Annotated in this window: 18 protein-coding genes; 14 read left to right on the top strand and 4 right to left on the bottom strand. The window is 72.6% G+C overall.

Going from position 1 to position 19,711, the window contains the following annotated elements; genetic code table 11:
• Nucleotides 1-89: 89 nt before the first annotated feature.
• A complete protein-coding gene (locus QQG74_RS18730) occupies nucleotides 90-1,460 on the bottom strand; it encodes a protein kinase (protein ID WP_341716061.1) in 1,371 nt (456 codons plus the stop codon).
• A 391-nt stretch (nucleotides 1,461-1,851) separates the two neighbouring features.
• Between QQG74_RS18730 and QQG74_RS18725 the strand changes: the two genes are divergently transcribed.
• From QQG74_RS18725 to QQG74_RS18685, 9 genes are all read left to right on the top strand, one after another.
• The gene (locus QQG74_RS18725) at nucleotides 1,852-2,484 is read left to right on the top strand and encodes an RNA polymerase sigma factor (protein WP_341716060.1); all 633 of its coding nucleotides are present in this window, start codon (nucleotides 1,852-1,854) and stop codon (nucleotides 2,482-2,484) included.
• Between the two features lies 1 nt (nucleotide 2,485).
• Nucleotides 2,486-3,271 (top strand): hypothetical protein, encoded by a 786-nt coding sequence (locus tag QQG74_RS18720; RefSeq protein ID WP_341716059.1) that lies wholly within the window; start codon nucleotides 2,486-2,488, stop codon nucleotides 3,269-3,271.
• 201 nt (nucleotides 3,272-3,472) lie between these two features.
• Nucleotides 3,473-4,702: an ergothioneine biosynthesis glutamate--cysteine ligase EgtA gene (gene egtA / locus QQG74_RS18715; RefSeq protein ID WP_341716058.1), complete on the top strand. Its 1,230-nt coding sequence runs from the start codon at nucleotides 3,473-3,475 to the stop codon at nucleotides 4,700-4,702.
• Nucleotides 4,699-6,036 carry an ergothioneine biosynthesis protein EgtB gene (gene egtB / locus QQG74_RS18710; RefSeq protein ID WP_341716057.1) on the top strand — a complete coding sequence of 446 codons (1,338 nt, stop codon included), beginning with the start codon at nucleotides 4,699-4,701 and terminating at the stop codon, nucleotides 6,034-6,036. The genes egtA and egtB overlap by 4 nt, the downstream gene beginning before the upstream one ends.
• A 22-nt stretch (nucleotides 6,037-6,058) precedes the next feature.
• The gene (gene egtC / locus QQG74_RS18705) at nucleotides 6,059-6,805 is read left to right on the top strand and encodes an ergothioneine biosynthesis protein EgtC (RefSeq protein ID WP_341716056.1); all 747 of its coding nucleotides are present in this window, start codon (nucleotides 6,059-6,061) and stop codon (nucleotides 6,803-6,805) included.
• A 43-nt stretch (nucleotides 6,806-6,848) separates the two neighbouring features.
• Nucleotides 6,849-7,814 carry an L-histidine N(alpha)-methyltransferase gene (gene egtD, locus QQG74_RS18700; protein WP_341716055.1) on the top strand — a complete coding sequence of 322 codons (966 nt, stop codon included), beginning with the start codon at nucleotides 6,849-6,851 and terminating at the stop codon, nucleotides 7,812-7,814.
• A gap of 194 nt (nucleotides 7,815-8,008) precedes the next feature.
• A complete protein-coding gene (locus QQG74_RS18695) occupies nucleotides 8,009-8,596 on the top strand; it encodes a TMEM165/GDT1 family protein (protein WP_341716054.1) in 588 nt (195 codons plus the stop codon).
• A 71-nt stretch (nucleotides 8,597-8,667) separates the two neighbouring features.
• Entirely contained in the window at nucleotides 8,668-9,030 is a 363-nt protein-coding gene (locus QQG74_RS18690; protein WP_341716053.1) for a DUF1622 domain-containing protein, read from the top strand.
• Nucleotides 9,027-9,326, top strand: coding sequence for a hypothetical protein (locus QQG74_RS18685; protein WP_341716052.1), 300 nt, complete (start codon nucleotides 9,027-9,029; stop codon nucleotides 9,324-9,326). The genes QQG74_RS18690 and QQG74_RS18685 overlap by 4 nt, the downstream gene beginning before the upstream one ends.
• Before the next feature lie 24 nt (nucleotides 9,327-9,350).
• On the opposite strand, the gene nhaA is transcribed toward QQG74_RS18685, so the two are convergent.
• Nucleotides 9,351-10,676, bottom strand: coding sequence for a Na+/H+ antiporter NhaA (gene nhaA, locus QQG74_RS18680; RefSeq protein ID WP_341716051.1), 1,326 nt, complete (start codon nucleotides 10,674-10,676; stop codon nucleotides 9,351-9,353).
• Between the two features lie 356 nt (nucleotides 10,677-11,032).
• On the opposite strand from nhaA, the gene QQG74_RS18675 reads away from it, so the two are divergent.
• On the top strand, nucleotides 11,033-12,490 hold the full coding sequence (locus QQG74_RS18675) for a polysaccharide biosynthesis tyrosine autokinase (RefSeq protein WP_341716050.1): 1,458 nt from the start codon (nucleotides 11,033-11,035) through the stop codon (nucleotides 12,488-12,490).
• Here the strand turns inward: QQG74_RS18675 and QQG74_RS18670 are convergent.
• Entirely contained in the window at nucleotides 12,471-13,025 is a 555-nt protein-coding gene (locus tag QQG74_RS18670; RefSeq protein WP_341716049.1) for a low molecular weight phosphatase family protein, read from the bottom strand. The two genes, QQG74_RS18675 and QQG74_RS18670, sit on opposite strands and share 20 nt — an antisense overlap.
• A gap of 132 nt (nucleotides 13,026-13,157) precedes the next feature.
• Here QQG74_RS18670 and QQG74_RS18665 point away from each other — a divergent pair, with 132 nt between their 5' ends.
• From QQG74_RS18665 to QQG74_RS18655, 3 genes are all read left to right on the top strand, one after another.
• Complete coding sequence (locus QQG74_RS18665; protein ID WP_341716048.1) at nucleotides 13,158-14,405, top strand: glycosyltransferase family 4 protein; 1,248 nt, start codon at nucleotides 13,158-13,160, stop codon at nucleotides 14,403-14,405.
• Between the two features lie 80 nt (nucleotides 14,406-14,485).
• Nucleotides 14,486-16,270, top strand: coding sequence for a DUF4012 domain-containing protein (locus tag QQG74_RS18660; protein ID WP_341716047.1), 1,785 nt, complete (start codon nucleotides 14,486-14,488; stop codon nucleotides 16,268-16,270).
• A 179-nt stretch (nucleotides 16,271-16,449) separates the two neighbouring features.
• Nucleotides 16,450-16,983, top strand: coding sequence for a hypothetical protein (locus QQG74_RS18655; RefSeq protein ID WP_341716046.1), 534 nt, complete (start codon nucleotides 16,450-16,452; stop codon nucleotides 16,981-16,983).
• Between the two features lie 141 nt (nucleotides 16,984-17,124).
• Here QQG74_RS18655 and gdhA read toward each other — a convergent pair whose 3' ends face one another.
• Entirely contained in the window at nucleotides 17,125-18,462 is a 1,338-nt protein-coding gene (gdhA, locus tag QQG74_RS18650) for an NADP-specific glutamate dehydrogenase (protein WP_341721279.1), read from the bottom strand.
• A 208-nt stretch (nucleotides 18,463-18,670) separates the two neighbouring features.
• On the opposite strand from gdhA, the gene QQG74_RS18645 reads away from it, so the two are divergent.
• Nucleotides 18,671-19,612, top strand: coding sequence for a hypothetical protein (locus tag QQG74_RS18645; protein WP_341716045.1), 942 nt, complete (start codon nucleotides 18,671-18,673; stop codon nucleotides 19,610-19,612).
• Nucleotides 19,613-19,711 lie beyond the last annotated feature (99 nt).

Below are 19,711 nucleotides of genomic sequence, written 5' to 3'. Positions count from 1 at the left end.
GCGATAACTGCACGTGAGGAGCCTAGAGCGTGCGGTGATGCCCGATGTCCGTTTCGGTGATTTCGGCGGGGTGTGGCGAGCGACGGGGCCTAGCCGGCACCCCCGTCACCATCTCCGCCCCCGGGAGGTGCGGCGGTGGTCGGCGATGGCGAGTTCGGTGCCGACGTGCCGGGCTCCGTGGTGGGAGTGGTCGGGCCGTCGGTCGGGCCGCTGCTCGACGGCGTCGGGTCGGGCGCGTCGGGGGTGGGCGACTCGCTGGGCTGCGTGGTGGTCGGCGCCGGTGAACGCGACCCGGTCGGGGTGCCCGCCGAGTCCGGCGGACGGTACGAGGGCGCTTCGGCGGGCACGCTCTGGTCCGCGCTCGGCAACGGCTCCGCGTCGGTCGTGGTCTCGGCGCTCGGCGAGGAGGTCGGCACCGTCACCGCCGGGGCACGGGCTTCCTGGGTGGCACCGAGGGCGGCACCGAGCGCGACCAGCCCGACCGTGACGGCGGTGAGCGCACCGATCAGGGTGCCGCGACGTCCCCGCCGGCCGGCCGGCGGGGTGTCCGCCGCCGTGAGTTCCGTGCGGGTCTGCGGACCGGCGTGGCGCAGCGTCGCGGCGGCCGGGACCATCGCGGTCGGCAGGGAGCTGTCCGACACCGCCGACCGGGCGGCCTCCGCCATCGCCGCGCCGCTGCTGAACCGGTCGGCCGGATCCTTGGCCAGGGCCTGGGCGACCAGGATCCGGACCGCCTCCGGAATGTCGTGCGGCAGTTCCGGCGGCGGATCGTCGAGATGCCGGACCGCGACCTGGAGCGGGTTGTCGCCGGTGAACGGTGGGCTGCCGGTCAGGCAGCAGTACGCGACCGCGCCGAGCGCGTAGAGGTCGGTCGCTCCCGAGACCGGTCGCCCGGCCGCCTGCTCCGGCGCCATGTACAGGGCGGTGCCGGGGACCGCGTTGGTGCTGGTGATGCTGGTCACATTGGTCGAGCGGGCGACGCCGAAGTCGACGAGAACGACCGAACCGTCCTCCTGGACCAGCAGATTGCTCGGCTTGACGTCGCGGTGCACGATGCCGCCGAGATGCGCGGCGTGCAGCGCCTGCGCCGCCTGCGCCACCACGGACATGGTCTCGCTGACGTCCAGCCGGCCCTCGGCCTCGATCCGCTTGGACAGCGGCACGCCGGTGACGAACTCCATGACCAGGTAGTCGGCCCGGCCTCCGTCGGGCAGGTCGTCCTCGCCGCAGTCGAAGACCTGGACGATTCCGGGATGGCGCAGCGCGGCCATGATCCGGGCCTCGGCGCGGAACCGGGCGATGAAGTCGGGGTCGGAGACCAGCGAGGGCAGCAGCACCTTGACCGCGACCTGCCGGCCCAGGATCAGGTCGGTGCCGCGCCAGACATCTCCCATGCCGCCGGTCGCGACACGCTCGTCCAGGCGGTAACGACCGCTGAGTACGACCTCCGAAGACAACACGGCTCCACCGTACCCACAGTGGTCATCAACGGCGCGTTCGCGGGTCCGCGCTCCCAGTGGCCCGGAATGCCTGCTCGCGCCCGTACGTGACCCCGTCGGCACCTCGGGTCACGGCGGGTGTCCGGTGGGATCCGTCGGTCTCGGCCGGTGCCCGGTTCCGGCGGCGTCCTGGGGGGTCGTGTACCGTCGATTCGCCGTCCGGGCCGCTTGGTGTCTGCTCGTCCGGTTGGCGGTGCTGACCTGTCCGTCAGCTGATGAACAGGTTGACGGTGAACAGCTCGACGGGTGGGCCGGGAAGCGGGCTCTGCCCGCCAGGCCCGGGCCCGCGCCGTGTGCGCCGGCCCGGCGGACGTCCCCGCGAGAGGGCTGGTGGAACGGAAGCGGCAGGGCCATGACCGGTGAGCTGAGTCAGGCCGTCGAGGCGGCCCAGGCCGGTGACGAGGAGGCCTTTCGGCTTCTCTACCGCGGCCTTCAGCCCGGGTTGCTGCGTTACCTGACCGCCCTGGTCGGCGCGGACGCCGAGGACGTCGCGTCGGAAACGTGGCTTCAGGTGGCGCGCGACCTGCCCACCTTCACCGGTGGCGAGTTCCGGGCCTGGGTCGTCACCATCGGGCGGAACCGGGCGATGGACCATCTGCGCCGGCAACGTCGTCGTCCGGTGCTGCCGGTGCCGGTCCAGGAACTCACCGACCTGGCCGGGGACGCCGACACCGCCGAACGTGCCGGCGAGCGCATCGGCACCGAGGCGGCGCTGGCCATGATCGCGAGTCTGCCACCCCGGGAGGCCGAGGCGGTCCTACTGCGGGCGGTCGTCGGCCTCGACGCCGAGACCGCCGGGCGGGTGCTCGGACGCCGGGCCGGTGCGGTGCGCACCGCGGCCCACCGCGGACTGCGGCGGTTGGCGCTGCTGCTCGACCGGGCAACCGACCCCGCCGACGCCGCCGGATCGGCCGGCCGGGATGTGCCGAGGCCGCGCAGCGGCCCGTCGCCGCAGCTGCCGCACACCGAGGCGGTGGACGGCTGACATGGGAAAAATTCGTATGATCCTGCGCCGGCTGGCGCGGTCCGGAAACCGAATCGAGCAGGATCGTCTGCTCGACGCCGCCCGCGGGCCACGACCTGCGGCCGGCCCGTCCGGGCCGCCGGACCCGCTGGCCGAACTGCTGCGGGCCGCCGCCGCAGCGCCCCGTCCGCAGGAACTCGCCGGTGAGCAGGCGGCCCTCGCCGCGTTCCGCGCGGCCCGCCAGACCGCCACCAGGGAGCCCGCGAAACGACCGCGACGACGCCGGTTCACCGCCAGCGCGGTGCTCTGGCTCGCCGGCCTCACCGCCACCGCCACCGCAGGCGCCGCGCTGGCTGCGGCCGGCCTCGACCACTCGGCGGAGCCGGCGGCGGCACCGCCGGCGCAGGAGACGGTGGCACCCGGACCCACCGGCGGTGCCCGTACGACCACCGAAGGCCCGACCGCCAGCGCCCCCGCCGACCCGCTGACCGACGTGCCGACCGACGTGCCGACCGACGACCCGTCGGCGTCGACCCGGGCGGAGCCCGTGCCGGACCCGTCGCCCGTCGACCCGACGGCGTACTTCGGGCCCGAGCACGCCGGCCACTGCAAGGCGTACCTGTCCAAGTCCGAGCGTCAACGGGACAAGGCACTGCGTTCGCCCGCCTTCCACGATCTCGTGGTGGCGGCCGGCGGCGCCGAGCAGGTACCGACCCGTTGTCGGCAGCTGCTTGCCGAGACCGATCCGAAGTGGTTGGCCAAGCACGGCTCCTCGGCGGACGCCGGCACCGACGGCGACGATTCCTGACCTCGCGCGGGCGGGACACCGGGCCCGAGGGCTCGGTGTGCCCGGCGGCCCGCTCCGGTTGCGAACACACCCAAGGTGAATCACCCTCGGTACGCGGCCGGCTCCTGATAGACAGGAGGGGTGGCCGTCGGCGACCCGGTGATGTCACTCGGTGAGGGTACGGTGCCAGCGCCGCACCGGCGCCGGGAAGGGAGCGAGCACATGGTGATGTCGCCCGAGCTGGACCGCGTCGTGGTGCTGCGCGACCGTGCCGCCGCCGCTCGGCACCTCGCCCGGATCTGCTTCAAGACCGGCCCACCGACCTACACCGGTGTCGAGCTCGAATGGACGGTGCACGACGCCGTCGACCCTGCCCGCCCCGTCGAGGCCGCGCGACTGACCGCGGCCCTGGGCCCGTACAGCCCCACCACACTGGATCCGACCAGCCCCGCCCGGCGACTGCTCCGGGGCGGCTCGGTGACCGTGGAGCCCGGCGGCCAACTGGAGATCTCCACCCCGCCGCACGCCTGCGTCGCCGCCCTGGTCGAGGCCACCCACTGCGACATCACCCAGCTGACCGGCCTGCTGGAAGCCGCTGGCCTGCGGCTCGGTCAGGCCGGAATGGACCCGTACCGGCCGCCGCAGCCGATGATCGACACACCGCGCTACCGGGCCATGCGCCGGGTCTTCGACCGGCACGGCCCGGCCGGGCAGGCCATGATGTACAGCAGCGCCGGCCTACAGGTCTGCCTGGACGCGGGCGAGCCCGAGCAACTCGGCGCCCGCTGGGTGCTGGCCCACGCGATCGGGCCACCGCTGCTCGCCGCGTTCGCCACCGCCGGGCGGCACGCCGGCCGGGACACCGGCTGGGCATCGACGCGGATGGTGACGTGGTGGCGCATCGACCCGGCCCGCACCGCCCCGGTCTGGACGCCGGGACCGGTCGAGGCGGACCCGGTCGCCGCGTGGACGGCGTACGTGCTCGCCGCCCCGCTGCTCTGCGTTCGGGACGACGGCGACTGGACCCCACCACCGGACGTGACGTTCGCCGACTGGCTCGACGGAGCGCTGCCCCGGCCGCCCACCACCGACGACCTGGAATACCACGTGAGCACCCTCTTCCCGCCGGTCCGGCCGCGCGGCTACCTCGAACTGCGCTACCTCGACGCGCAGCCGGGCAGGGGCTGGGTGGTGCCGCTGGCGGTGGTCGCCGCCCTGTTCGCCGACGCCGAGACGATCGGCGCGGCGACCGCGGTGGCCATGCCGGTGGCCGAGGACTGGACCATCGCCGCCCGGCAGGGCCTGGCAAACCCCGGCCTGGCCGCGGCCGCCGCCGGACTGCTCGACCTGGCCGTGGCGGCGCTGCCCCGGCTCGACCTGCCGGCGGCCCTGCACGACGAGATCGACAAGGGTGTACGACGGCGGCAGGCCGCGATGAGGAGGCAACGGTGACCGACACCTTGACCGGCCGGGAGGACGCGGAGCAGCTGCGCGGCCGGATCGCGGCGGAACTGGCGCGTACCCGGGCCCGTACCGCCCTGCTGACCGAGGCGGTCGACGATGCCGACCTGGTGCGTCAGCACTCGCCGCTGATGTCGCCGTTGGTGTGGGACCTGGCCCATGTGGGCAACCAGGAGGAACTCTGGCTGGTCCGGGACGTCGGCGGCCGGGAACCGGTCCGGTGCGACATCGATGACCTCTACGACGCCTTCAAACAGCCCCGGCGGGACCGCCCGTCGCTGCCGCTGTTGCCGCCGGCCGAGGCGCGGGCGTACCTGGCGACCGTGCGGGAGAAGGTGCACGACCTGCTGGACCGGGTTTCCTTCGACAGCCGCCGGCTGGTCGCCGACGGGTTCGCCTTCGGCATGATCGTGCAGCACGAGCAGCAGCACGACGAGACCATGCTCGCCACCCACCAGCTGCGCGCCGGCCCGGCCGTGCTGCACGCGCCGCCGCCACCCGAGCCGGTCACGCCGGTGACCGGCGAGGTGCTGGTGCCCGCCGGCCCGTTCGTGATGGGCACCGACACCGACCCGTGGGCGCTGGACAACGAACGGCCCGCTCACCGGGTGGAGCTGCCCGCGTACGTGATCGACGCCGCGCCGGTGACCAACGGGGCGTACCGCGAGTTCATCGCCGACGGCGGGTACGACGATCCGCGCTGGTGGAGCGCGCCCGGCTGGCGCCACCGCCAGGCGGCCGAGCTGAGCGCCCCGATGCACTGGCAGCGCGACGGCGACGGCTGGGCGTACCGGCGCTTCGGCCGGTGGGACCGGGTTCGCGACGACGAACCGGTGGTGCACGTCTGCTTCTACGAGGCCCAGGCGTACGCCGCCTGGGCGGGCAAGCGGCTGCCGACCGAGGCGGAGTGGGAGAAGGCGGCCCGCTGGGACCCGGCCACCGGCCGCTCCCGCCGCTACCCCTGGGGCGACGAGGAGCCCACCTCGGCGCACGCCAACCTGGGGCAGCGGCACCTTTGGCCGGCACCGGTCGGCGGCTACCCGGCCGGGGTCTCGCCGCTGGGCGTGCACCAGCTCATCGGCGACGTCTGGGAGTGGACCAGCACCCCGTTCCGGGGCTATCCGGGCTTCGCCGCCTTCCCGTACCGGGAATACTCCGAGGTCTTCTTCGGTGCCGACTACCAGGTGCTGCGCGGCGGCTCGTTCGGCACCGACCGGTCCGCCTGCCGGGGCACGTTCCGCAACTGGGACTATCCCATTCGGCGGCAGATCTTCAGCGGCTTCCGCTGCGCCCGTGCCGCCCACCCCGACGAGACGCACTCGTGACGGTCGTCGAGCCGGTCGCCTGATGTGCCGCCACCTGGCCTATCTCGGGCCACCGTTGAGCCTGCGCGAGCTGCTCTTCGATCCGCCGCACTCGCTGCTGCGCCAGTCCTGGGCACCGCGGGACATGCGCGGCGGCGGGACCGTGAACGCCGACGGGTTCGGCGTCGGCTGGTACCCCGGCGACGGCCCGCCGGTGCGGTACCGGCGCGCCCAGCCGATCTGGAGCGATCCGACGATCGCCGAACTCGCTGCGGTCACCGCGAGCGGCGCGGTGCTGGCCGCGGTGCGCTCGGCCACCGTCGGCATGGCGGTCGTGGAGCCGGCCGCCGCGCCCTTCGCCGAGGGGCGGTGGCTGTTCAGCCACAACGGCGTGGTCTGCGGCTGGCCGGACTCGGTGGTCCCACTCGCCGCGAAGCTACCCGTGCGTGACCTGCTCACCCTCGACGCGGCCACCGACTCGGCGCTGCTCTGGGCGCTGGTGCGCGCCCGGCTGCGGGCGGGCGTGCCGCCGGCCCGCGCGGTCACCGAGACGGTCACCTCGGTCGCGGTGGCCGCCCCCGGGTCCCGGCTGAACCTGCTGCTCACCGACGGTCGCACGGTGATCGCCAGTACGGCCGGGCACGCGTTGTCGGTGCGTACCACGCCGACCTCGGTGCTGCTGGCCTCGGAACCGCACGACGACGAGCCGGGCTGGCGACCGGTGCCGGACGGTCAGCTCGTGCAGGCCACCGCGACGCAGCTGCATCAGCAGCCGATCGCGACGCGGTGAGCCCGGCCGTTCGGGCCGACATCCAACGGAGAAGGGAGAACAGATGGGCACGGAGCCGCTCGAGATCCACCTGGACGACCAGGACATCGCGCGCAGCCTGCGGCACGACGTACGGGTCGGGCTCACCGCCGAGCCGAAGTGGCTGCCCCCGAAGTGGTTCTACGACGCGCGGGGCAGCGAGTTGTTCGACGAGATCACCCGGCTGCCGGAGTACTACCCGACCCGCGCCGAGCGCGCGGTGCTGGCCGAACGCTCGGCCGAGATCGCCGAACTGACCGGCGCGAAGACGCTCATCGAGCTCGGGTCCGGCTCCTCGGAGAAGACCCGGCTGCTGCTGGACGCGCTCACCCGGCGCGGTGGCCTGGGCACGTTCGTGCCGCTGGACGTGTCGATAAGTGCCCTGCGCGCCTCCACCGAAGCCCTCGCCGTCGACTATCCGGGGCTGCGGGTGCGGGGCATCGTCGGGGACTTCACCCGCGACCTCGACCGGCTGCCCACCGGCGGTCGGCGGCTGGTGGCATTCCTCGGCGGCACCATCGGCAACCTGCTGCCCGACGAGCGGGCCGGGTTCCTCGCCCGGATGCGGGCCGCGCTGGAAGCGGGGGACTGGCTGCTGGTCGGCACCGACCTGGTCAAGGATCCGGCGGTGCTGGTGCCGGCGTACGACGACGCGGCGGGGGTGACCGCCGAGTTCAACCGCAACGTGCTGCGGGTGCTCAACCGGGAACTCGGTGCCGATTTCGATCCGGCGGCGTTCGCGCACGTCGCGCGCTGGGACCCGGACCGGGAGTGGATCGAGATGCGGCTGCGCGCCGAGCGGCCGATGCGGGTGCGGGTGCTCGATCTGGAGGTCGACTTCGCCGCCGGGGAAGAGCTGCGCACCGAGGTGTCGGCGAAGTTCCGCCCCGAGGGGATCGCCGCCGAACTGGCCGGGGCGGGGTTGCGCGCCGAACGGTTCTGGACCGACCCGCAGGGCCGGTTCGGGGTCACCCTGGCCCGAGCGGAGTGACCGTCCGGTGGTCGGCTAGGCTGGCGGGCAGCGAAGGGGAGTAGCCCGCAACGCCGTGGTCGACATACTGATGCGTTCCGCATCCGGCCACGCGGCCTCGAATCATCGAGGCGGGCGAGACCTTCGACCCAGGCTGTAGCAGCCGGGTCGAGGGCACCCCCGTTCCTCCTCCCGGCCCGATCCGGAAGGACGTCATGGAGGGGTTCCTCGTCGCACTGGCGGTCAGCTTCGGTGTGATCTTCGTTGCCGAGTTGGGAGACAAGTCCCAGCTCATGGCCCTGGCCTTTGCCACCAGATATCGCACCGTGCCGATCCTGATCGGCATCACCGTGGCCACCGCCGTGGTGCACCTGGCCTCGGTGGCAATCGGTCACGGCCTCGGCGCCACCCTGCCCACCGGCTGGATCTCGCTGCTGGCAGGGCTGGCCTTCATCGGCTTCGGCCTGTGGACCCTGCGCGGCGACACGCTTACCGAGGAGGAGAAGAACAAAGCCGCCAAGGGTGGCAAGTCGGCGGTGCTGGCCGTTGGTGTCGCGTTCTTCCTGGCCGAGCTCGGCGACAAGACGATGCTGGCGACGATCACGCTGGCCACCCAGTACGGCTGGTTCGGCACCTGGGTCGGCTCGACGATCGGCATGGTCGCCGCCGACGCGCTCGCCATCGTCGTCGGCCGGCTGCTCGGCCGGAAGCTGCCGGAACGGACCATCAAGTACGGCGCCGCCGCGCTCTTCGCCGCCAGCGGCATCTGGCTGATCGTGGAGGCGGTGGCGCAGCTGACCTGAGCACCGCGCCCGGTCCGAGCTGGCCCGGCCCGGCGCGGACTAGCCGTGGTGCGGTCGGGTAAGGCGCCGGGGTGGACGTCGAGGCGGTCCTGCGCGGCGGTCATCACATCGTGGTGACCGCCGTGGAGCTCGTCGGGGTGGTGGTGATCACCGCCGGGGTGGCCTGGGCGGCGTTGCGGTTCGTGGTCGACGGGCTGCGCTACCGCGACGCCGCCGTGTTCACCCGGATCCGGCTGACCCTGGGCCGGTTCCTCACCCTCGGGCTGGAGTTCCAGCTCGCGGCCGACATCCTGCGTACGGCGCTGTCGCCGACCTTCGCCCAGATCGGTCAGCTCGCCGCCATCGCCGCGATCCGGACGGTACTGAACTACGTCCTGCGCCGGGAGATCGAGCAGGAGCAGCGGCAGATCGATGAACCGGAGACGTCCCGGTGACGGCCACCCTCGCCACCGTCATCACCGCGCTCGGCGTGCTCGGTGCGACGGTGGCGCTGGTCACCACCCGGTCCTGGCCGACTGCTCTCGCGGTGCTGCTCGACATGTTCGTCGCGGCCGGCGTGGTCAACTTGGCCGGCGGGCAGAACCTGCGGGAACTCGCCGGGGTCGCGGCGATCGTGGCGCTGCGGATGCTGCTGCGCAGTGCGCTGCTCGGCAACTACCGCTGGTGGCGCACGGCGGAGCCGGGACGCCCGGCCGAACGTGTCGGCGGGCGTCCCGGCGTCGATCCCTGACCGTGGCCGGCGTCGCGCTGTCGGTCAGCCGTTGGGCCGCTGGTAGACGTCCGGCACGCCGTCCTGGTCGAGGTCGACCTGCTCCTTCAGCGCGATCGCCCGGTAGGCCCGGTTGCGCCGCGACAGCACCACGGTGGCGAGCAACGCCGAGATCAGCGAGCCGGCCAGCACGGCGGCCTTGACGTTGCCTCCCGCATCGACCGAACCGAAGGCGAGTTCGCCGATCAGCAGGGAGACGGTGAAGCCGATACCGGCCAGCAGCGATACGCCGAGCAGATCGGACCAGGCGATGTCCTCGTCCAGCCGGGCCCGGGTGAACCGGGCCAGCAGGTAGGTCGAGCCGACGATGCCGACGCACTTGCCGACCACCAGACCGAGCACGATGCCGAGCACGATCGGGTCGGTGACCACCGCGCCCAGGTCGGCGCCGCGCAGCGACACCCCGGCGGCGAAGAACGCGAAGACCGGTACGGCGAACCCGGCCGAGATCGGCCGCCACCGGTGTTCCAGGTGCTCGGCGAGACCGGGCGAGGGCCGGCCGCCGCGGCTCTTGCCGGCGAGCACCGGCACGGTGAAACCGAGCAGCACACCGGCGACGGTGGCGTGCACGCCGGAGGAGTGCACAAGCGTCCAGGCCACCACCGCGAGCGGGATGAGCGCCCACCACCAGGTGCGGCGACGCTGCACCAGCAGCCCGAACAGCGCGATCGGTACCACGGCGCCGAGCAGGGGGAGCAGGTGGAAGTCGTCGGTGTAGAAGATCGCGATGATGGTGATCGCGAGCAGGTCGTCGACCACGGCCAGGGTGAGCAGGAAGGCGCGCAGGCCCTGCGGCAGATAGGCCCCGATCACGGCCAGCACGGCCAGCGCGAAGGCGATGTCGGTGGCGGTCGGGATGGCCCAGCCGCGCAGCCCGTCGCCGCCGGCAGCCAGGTTCACCGCCACGTAGATCAGCGCCGGCATCGCCATGCCGCCGATCGCCGCCACCACCGGCAGCGCCGCCCGGCGCGGATCGCGCAGTTCTCCGGCGACGAACTCCCGCTTCAGCTCCAGGCCGACCACGAAGAAGAAGATGGCAAGCAGGCCGTCGGCGGCCCAGGTGGTCAGGTCGAGATCGAGGTGCAGGGCGGCGCCGCCGGACCAGGGCACCCACCGGCCCAGTTCGGCGTACGAATCGCCCCAGGGCGAGTTCGCCCAGACCAGCGCGATCACCGCGCCGAACAGCAGAAGCGCGCCGCCGACGGTCTCGGTACGCAGCACGTCAGCCAGGAAACGGGCCTCCGGCCAGGAGGTACGGGCGAATAGGCGACGTACGCCGCGCCGCTCAGGGCGTGGGTGCTCGTTGGTCATCTGGGCGGTCCACCTCGTCGATAGGAATGGCAGAGGTCAGCGCCGACCAGGCTTCCCGGCACACCGGCGACGATCTTATCCAGCCCTGCTGGCTGCGGCGAGTGCGGCGACGAGGAGACTTCCCGCCCGGTGTGGGCCCTCACTTCGTCGGCGGAGAATCCGCACTTTCTCGCCTCGGAGGCGATTCCGACGGCTGGCTGGTCCGGTTGTACCACCGGGCATCCGCATCGAGGAAATTGGCAATTGAGGACATAAGCCCCAAAGGACCGCTTTAATAGGTTTCACGCGACAAGGTCGACCTTGGGGGTTCTTGTGAAGTTCTTTGGCGTTGCCGGCCCGGTCCGGAGGCATGCCTGATGGACCTGTTCCGCCAATTGCGCCTGGTCCGCCGGAACTGGTGGATTGTCTTGGTCACACTCATGGTGGCGCTCGGCGTCACCGCGCTGATCACCGTCCGGGCTCAACCCCGTTACCTCGCCACGGTCACCTTCTTCGTCACCACGCCCGCGCAGGGGGTCACCGACGCCTACCAGGGCGGGCTCTTCCTCCAGCAGCGGGTCAAGTCCTACGAGCAGTTGTTGACGAGTGACCGGCTGGCGCAGAGCGTGGTGGCAAACAACCAGTTCGGGCTCACCGCCGAGCAGCTCCGCAACAAGATCTCCACGTCCACGGAGACCGGCACGGTCCTGCTCCGGGCGTCGGTGATCGACACCGACCAGACCCGTGCGTTGCGGGTCACCGAGGCCGTCACGGCGAGTTTCGTCGAACTCGTCAAGAACGTCGAGACCAGGCCGGACGGCAGCGCCGGTCAGATCAAGATCGAGGTCATCGGCGGGCCGCGGGTCACGCCGAGCCCGATCTCGCCGCAGCCGGTACGCAACTTCCTCATCGGCACCCTGGTCGGCCTGCTGGCCGGGGTGGGTCTGGCGGTCCTGCGCGGCATGGTCGACATTCGGCTGCGCGACGCCACCGCCCTGCGCCGGTTGACCGGTAGTCCGCTGCTCGGCGAGATCCCGCTCGACCCGGCCGCCCGCACCGCCCCGCTTATCGTCGGCGCCGCCGCGACCTCGTCGCGGGCCGAGGCGATCCGCAAGCTGCGCACCAACCTGCGCTTCGTCGACGCCGACGAGCCGGCCCGGGTCATCGCCGTGACCAGTGCGCTACAGGGGGAGGGGAAGACGACGCTCTCCTGCAACCTGGCGATCACGCTTGCCGAGGCGGGCTGGCGAGTGCTGCTTGTCGACGCCGACCTGCGGCGTTCCAAGGTCGGCGAGTACCTGGGTATCGACGACGCGGTCGGGCTGACCGATGTGCTTGTCGGTGACGTCAACGTCGGCGACGTGGTGCAGCGCTGGGGCGACAAGTCGCTGCTCGTGCTGCCCAGCGGGTCGCTCCCGCCCAACCCGAGCGAGCTGCTCGGCTCGAAGGCGATGGCCGACCTGCTGCTGGCCCTGCGCGAGTCCGCCGACATCGTCATCATCGACACCGCGCCGCTGCTCGCGGTCACCGACGGCGTGGTGGTCGCCGTGCAGGCCGACGGTGCCCTGTTGATCAGCCAGCAGGGGCGTACCGCGCGGACGCAGGTGGCGGCGGCGGCCCGCGCGCTCAACGCGGTGTCCGTCCGACTGCTGGGCTGCGTGCTGAACATGGCGCGGCTGCCCAAAGCCGAGGTGTACCAGTACGAGGCCTACCGGCTGGCGTCAACCGAGCCGTCGGTGCCGGCCGATCGGGTCTGGTCCGGCCGGCATGCCGAGCGTGCCGGCGCGGACGACACGGTCGAGCCCGTCGAGGAACTTACCCGGCTGTCCCGATGAGCGTCGCCAGCGGTCGCAGGCACCGTTCGATCTCCTGCGCGCAGCGCCGGAAATCCTCGGCGGTGCCGGCGACCGGGTCCCGCAGGTCGTCGGCGTCCCCGAGGGCGGGTTGCAGCCGCCCTCGGGCCAGCGCCGCAGCCGCCACCACGGCCCGCAGCGGATCACCGTGCCGGTCCATCGGTGACTCGATCATCGCGGCGAGCCGGCCGAACTGCCGCAGCGTGAAGGTACGGTGCAGCACCGCGGGTGCCAGCACCGTGCAGACGGAGCGCTGGCGGCGGGTCGCGGTAAGCACCAGCACCGAGTCGACGAGGTGCTCCGGCGCGAGCCGCCGGCTGCGGAAGCTGGCGGGGTCCTCGCCCGTCTCGGCAGCGATCTTGGCCGCGTACGGGTGCATGGCCAGACCTGGCACGGCGTCGGTGCCGGCGCTGGCCACGGTGATCGACCAGTCGGCGAGCAGCCGCCGCGCGGCGTACTCGGCCATCGGCGACCGGCACAGGTTGGCGTGGCAGACGAACAAGACCCCGTTGGTCATGTGGCACCCCTTCGACGTGGTCGCGGTCGGCGGCGCCGCGATCCGGGAGGGGTTGCCGGCATCGTACGCAGTCCCGGTGCCGACAAGGTCGGGTGCCGCGCCGATGCGGCCGGCTGGGATGGGGGTGTCCCGGTGCGGATCGGGATCCTGACGTACCACTTTCCGCCGGAGCCGGCGTTCATTCCCGGCAGCCTGGCCGAGGAGTTGGCCGCCCGGGGGCACGAGGTGCGGGTGCTCACCGGCTTCCCCGACTACCCGGGCGGGCACGTCTATCCGGGGTGGCGCCAGCGGTGGCGCCACGAGACCCGCGATCGAGGGCTGATCGTGCGGCGGGTGCTGCGCTACAGCACCGGTGATGGCGGCGTACGCGGTCGGATGGCCTGCTGGCTCTCCTTCGCCGGCAGCGCCGCACTGGTCGGGCGCCGCTTCCTCGCCGACGTCGACGCACTGTACGTGTACCAGCCGCCGGCCGCGGCGTTCGCCACCGCGGCGTTGCTGCGCCTGCTGGGCCGCGTGCCGGTGCTCCTGCACGTCCCGGACGTGTGGCCGGAGGAGGCGGTGGACGAGTCCGACCAGCGGTGGGCGGCGCGGGTCCGGGCGGCGATGATCCGTACCTACCGCTCGGCGACACTCGTCGCGGTCACCGCGCCGTCGTTGCGCGATGCCGTCGTCGCGGTCGGCGTCGACCCGGACCGGGTCCGGGTGGTGCTCAACTGGACCGAAGAGCGGATCTTCCAGCCCACCGCGCCCAGCACCGCCGCTCGCCAGCTGGTCCGCCGCGACGAGCGGTGTGTGGTGATGCACGCCGGCACGATCGGTGCCCGGCAGGGGTTGGCGACGGCGGTCCGGGCGGCGGCTGCCCTCTCCGACACCGTGGACCTGGTCCTGGTCGGCTCGGGCGCGGACGAGGAGCGGGTACGTGGCCTCGCCGCCGAGCTGCGGGCCGACAACGTGCGATTCGTGGAACGGCGCTCGCCGCTGGACATGCCCGAGCTGTACGCGGCCGCCGACTACCAGCTGGTGATGCTGCGTGACCTGCCCGAGTTGCGCAGCAGCGTACCGGCCAAGCTGCCGGCGGTGCTGTCCTGCGGCGTGCCGGTGGTGGCCTCGGCCGGTGGGGACACCGCTGCCCTGGTGGAACGGGCGCGGGCCGGGCTGTCCTGCCCGCCGGAGGACTGGGCGAGCCTGGCCGACCGGTTCTGGCTGGCCGCCCACATTCCGCCGCCGACCCGGATCGAGATGGGCCGGCGCGGCCGGGAGGCGTACCTGCGGGAGATGTCGCTGCCGGCCGGCGTGGACCGGATCGAGCAGCTGCTGCGGGAGTCGATGGCGGCCGTCCGACCGACCCAGACCGCGAATGAAACTCTCATAGCGTCTTAAAGCGCTTTTTGACCCACAAAAACCCCGACAGATGTTAGAACTATGAGGGCTTCTGTCCGTTTCCAGGAGTGGAGTGCGGAGTGACGGAAAGCGAGAGCCTGCGCCGCGGGCGAAGCCGCCGACGACGACGTCGGCGCGCTCGACTGCGGCGTACTCTGCTCAGTGCCCTGGTGGTCGGCTCGCTGCTGCTCACCCTCGCCGGCTGGGTCGGCTTCCGGGGTTGGCAGGCCCGCGCCCACCTGGCCAACGCCGCCGGCCTCGCCGGTGTGCTGAGCACCCACCTGATCAGCGGCGACGCGGACCAGGCGCAGCGCGTGCTCGCCACGTTGCAGGAACAGTCCGCGGCGGCCCGCCGGGCCACCGGTGATCCCGCCTGGCGGGTGGGTCGGCACCTGCCGTACGCGGGAGCCAACCTCGCCGCGGTGCGGCAGATCGCCATCGCGATCGACGATCTGGCCCACCAGGCGTTTCCGGCGCTGGTGCGGGTCGACCTCGGTGGCCTGGTGCCCCGCGACGGTCGACTCGATCTGGCCGGGCTGGGCGGCCTCAGCGCCGAACTGGCCAGGGTGGACGCGGCGGTGCAGCGGACCCGGGCGGACCTCGCCACGGTCGACGGCGAGCGGCTGGTCAAGCAGGTTCGGCTGGCGCTGGAGACGCTGCGCGGCGAGCTCGATCGGCTGGCCGCGATGACCTCGGCGGCCGAACGTGCCGGCCGGCTACTGCCGCCGTTGCTCGGCGCGGACGGTCCGCGACGGTACCTGCTGGTGTCGCAGAACTCCGCGGAGTTGCGGGCCACCGGCGGCATCTTCGGCGCGTACGCCGTGATCGAGGCGAACCGGGGTCGGGTCAGGATGGGTGCCCAGGGCAGCGGCGCGGGCGTCGGCATGTTCACCGAACCGTTGAAGATCCCGGCCGAGGTGCGGGCCCTCTGGGGCGAACTGCCCGGCATCTATCCCGCGGACGTCAACCTCAGCCCGCACTTCCCGACGGCGGCGGCGCTGTTCCGGGAGATGTACCAGCGGCGCAGCGGCGAGACCGTCGACGGGGTGCTCGCCGTCGATCCGGTCGTGCTGTCGCACCTGCTGAAGGCAACCGGGCCGGTGCGGGTCGCCGACGGGGTGTCGCTGAATGCCGAGAACGCGGTGGGGACCCTGCTCGGCGACACCTACCAGCGGGTCGCCCCGGCCGAGCAGGATGCCTTCTTCGCGACCGCCGCGGCCACCGTCTTCGACGTCCTTTTCACCCGAAAAACACACCTACGGGGGTTTTTGGCCGCTTTTGACCAGTCCATGCAGGAGCGCCGGATATTGTTCTGGAGTGCCCGACCGGAGGAACAGCGGACGTTCGGCGACAGCCGGATGGCCGGGACGCTCCCGGAACAGGACACCGTGCCGACGGTCGGCGTCTTCCTCAACGACGGCAGCGGCGCGAAGCTCGGCTACTACCTACGGCAGAGCGCCGAGTTGGTGGTGGGCGACTGCCAGAGCGACGGCCGTCGCGAACTGCGGCTCCGGCTGACCCTCCGGTCCGTCGCGCCGGCCTCCGGGCTCAGCAAGTCCGTGCTGGGCCTGGCGATGGCGGGGGATCCGTACACCCTCCGGACGCTGGTCTCGGTCTACGGCCCGACCGGCGGGGCGGTACTCGACGCCCGCCTGGACGGTGTCAGTACGCCGGTCGCCACCGGCACGGAGCGGCGGCGGCAGGTGGCCACGGTCAACGTCGAACTCGGTCCCGGTGGCTCCCGAAGCCTGGAGCTGTCCCTGCTGACCGGTCCGACGGAGAGCGGAACCGCCGAGCTGTGGCTCACCCCGACCGCCACCCCCTGGACCACCCATGTTGTCACCGCACCCAACTGTGCACAGTAGGAGGGAACAAAATGCGGCTATCCCGCATCATCATGGCACTCACGGTCGGCTTGGCTGTGGTGGCTGTGCCGGCCGCGGCGGGGGCGGCACAGCCGACACAGCCGCAGCCGACGTCGACAGCCACACCCACCGGTCCACCTCAACCACCGCCGTACCCGCCGACCACCCCGTCGCTGACGGTGAGCGACCCGACCATCTTCGTCGGCGAGACGGTGGACATCATCGGCCGCAACTTCGGTCCGAACGAGATCGTGGACATCGTGCTCATCCGGCGTCCGCTGGACGGAGCGGGCGGTGGCGGCGGCGGTGCGGTCGGCGTCGTGGTCGCTGCCCCGGGCGGTGACCCGGACGGCGACTGGAACGGCGACCAGGGCCGGCGCCCCGACGACGGCGGCTCCGACCGGATCCGGCTGACCGCGCGCACCGACTCGCAGGGCAACTTCCGCATCCCGTTCACGCCGAAGCGGGCCGGCATCTACACCATCACCGCCACCGGGCGCACGTCGGGTCGGACCGCCTCCACCGAGTTGCGGGTGCTGCCCCGGCACCACAAGCCGCCACACAAGCCGCCACACCACCTGCCGGTCACCGGCAGCAGCCTGGAGACGCCGATCAAGGTCGGTGGCGGACTCGTCGGGGTGGGCACCATCCTGCTGCTCGGCACGATGCTCTGGCGGCGGCGCAGCCGCTTCGGCGCGGGCGGCACCCACTGACCCCAGCGCGCCGGGCAGGGCCCGGTACGCACCGCAGGCCGGTGCCCGTCGGAGTGATCCGGCGGGCACCGGCTCAGTGGCACCATGATCGTGCTGGCCGACGCCGGAATCGGGGTCGGGCTGGCGCTCGTGGTGCCGGCCTCAGATCAGCCCGTGTGCCAGCATCGCCTCGGCCACCCGCCGGAACCCGTGGATGTTGGCACCGGCCACGTAGTCACCCGGCAGGCCGTACTCCTCGGCGGTGGCCCAGCACCGGGCGTGGATGTCCCGCATCGTGTCCCGCAGCCGCTGCTCCGACTCGGCGAACGTCCACGACTGGCGGCTGGCGTTCTGCTGCATCTCCAGCGCGCTTACCGCCACGCCACCCGCGTTTGCCGCCTTCCCGGGCGCGAACCGCACCCCGGCCCGACCGAGGATGCGCACCGCCTCCGGCGTGGTCGGCATGTTCGCCCCCTCCACCACCGCCAGGCAGCCCCCCGCGACCAGTTGCGCGGCCTCCGCGCCGCCGATCTCGTTCTGCGTGGCGCACGGCAGGGCCACGTCGCACGGCACCTCCCAGACCGTACGGTCGCTGACGGCCACCGCGCTCGGCACCTGGCTCACGTAGTCGGCCAGCCGGCCGCGCCGATGCTCCTTCAACTCCCGCAGCCGGTCGAGGTCGATGCCCTTCTCGTCGAGCAGGTATCCGGTCGAGTCCGAGCAGGCGACCACCGTCCCGCCGAGCTGGTGCACCTTCTCGATGGCGTAGATCGCCACGTTCCCCGAGCCCGACACCACCACCCGCTTGCCGTCCAGGCTGTCCCCGGTCTGCTTGAGCATCTCCTCGGCGAAGAACACCGCGCCGTAGCCGGTGGCCTCGGTCCGCACCTGCGCGCCGCCGTACGCCACGCCCTTGCCGGTGATCACCCCCGACTCGTACCGGTTGGTGATCCGCTTGTACTGGCCGAACAGGTAGCCGATCTCCCGGCCGCCCACCCCGATGTCGCCGGCCGGTACGTCCGTCTCCGCCCCGATGTGCCGGTACAGCTCGGTCATGAAGCTCTGGCAGAACCGCATCACCTCACGGTCGGAGCGCCCCTTGGGGTCGAAGTCCGCGCCACCCTTGCCGGCGCCGATCGGCAGGCCGGTCAGGGCGTTCTTGAAGATCTGCTCGAAGCCGAGGAACTTCACGATGCCCAGGTAGACCGACGGGTGGAAGCGGAGGCCCCCCTTGTACGGGCCGAGTGCGCTGTTGAACTCCACCCGGAACCCGCGGTTGATCCGGATCTTGCCGCGGTCGTCCTCCCACGGCACCCGGAAGATGACTTGCCGTTCCGGCTCGCAGATCCGCTCGATGATCCGGGCGTGCGCGTACTCCGGGTGTCGAGCCAGCGCCGGCCCGATGCTCTCCAGCACCTCCCGTACCGCCTGGTGAAACTCGGGTTCCCCCGGGTTGCGAGCCACCACGCTGGCAAACACCGCCTCGACCGCTTCCGGCATTACTGACACGCCCCTTCCGGTTCAGGTCCGGCGTTGTTGCCCGCACCTCGCCGGCACCGTACCGGTGCCCCCCGGCACGGGTGCCTGCCGCCGCCCGCGTTACCAAAGCTCGGACAAGCCGTGGCCAGCGGTTTTTTGGTCGGGTTGGCTGATCCTTCCCGCTCTGGGGCGCGTAATGCCTCGATAGGGAGTGGGGAAGGGGACACGCATGACCGGGTCGGAGCAGGACGAGAAGCACCGAACACGCAAGCCGTCGGAGTCCGCCGCGCCCCAGGTCGAGGTCTGCGCCCTCGCCGCCGACGACGAGGAGGGATCAGCCGCGAGGCCGACCTGGTCGGCGGGGGCGCGCCTGCTGGCTGCCGCCGCGGTGCTGGTGCTGGCGCTCGGTGCGGGCGCCGTGGTGGTGATCCTGTCCGATCCGCACCGGCTGGGCCGGGTCTTCACCGGCCAGGTCGAGCCGCCGCAGCCCGGGGGCACCGCAACGGCCGCCCCGGGCGGCACCAGCGGCCTGGGCGGGGCGGCGCGGGCCGCGGCGGAGAGCCTGACCGAAGTCGAGTCCGCGCCGCTGAACGGCCGGCGGTACGCCGAGTTCGAGCTGGTCGACGGCGTCACCCGGCTCCGGCTGGGGGTGGCGGACCTGGGGGAGGAGCTGTACCGGATCGGCAGCCCGGCCGGATCGGGTGCCCGGCCGCGCCCGGAACTCGCCGGCGACCGGCTCCAGCTGCGGATGACGCAGATCGAGGAGGTGCCGGGTGAGGTCGAGGTGTGGCTCAACATCCGGGTGGAGTGGGCGCTGCGGATCACCGGGGGGAGCACCGAACGGCGACTCGACCTCGGCGCGGCCCGGCTGTCCGCGCTGGAGTTCGGCGGTGGAGCCACCCGTACCGACCTGCGGCTGCCCCCGGTCGGCCGAGGGCTCGTCATCCGGGTCACCGGCGGGGTGAACCTCTTCGACGTCCGCGTCGTCGGCGGCGTACCGGTCCGGGTGCGGGCCAACGCCGGGGCCGGCGCGGTCGAGGTGTACGACGAGCGGCGTGACGGCGTACCGCCGGGCACCGTGCTCGGCTCGCGGGACTGGGACCGGGTCACCGGTCGGATCTTCCTGGACCTGGTCGCCGGGGCGAACATCGTGACCGTACGGCGCGGCTGAGCGCCGCCGCCCCGGTCCAGCTGGCGTGGCCAGCCGCCCCGGCCTCCGCGCGGCCACCGGTGCGGGCCCGGTCCGGCCCCGCGCGGCCCCCGGTCCGGC

Source organism: Micromonospora sp. FIMYZ51, assembly GCF_038246755.1.
Classification (GTDB): Bacteria; Actinomycetota; Actinomycetes; order Mycobacteriales; family Micromonosporaceae; genus Micromonospora.
This window is presented reverse-complemented; position numbering and strand designations above follow the sequence as displayed.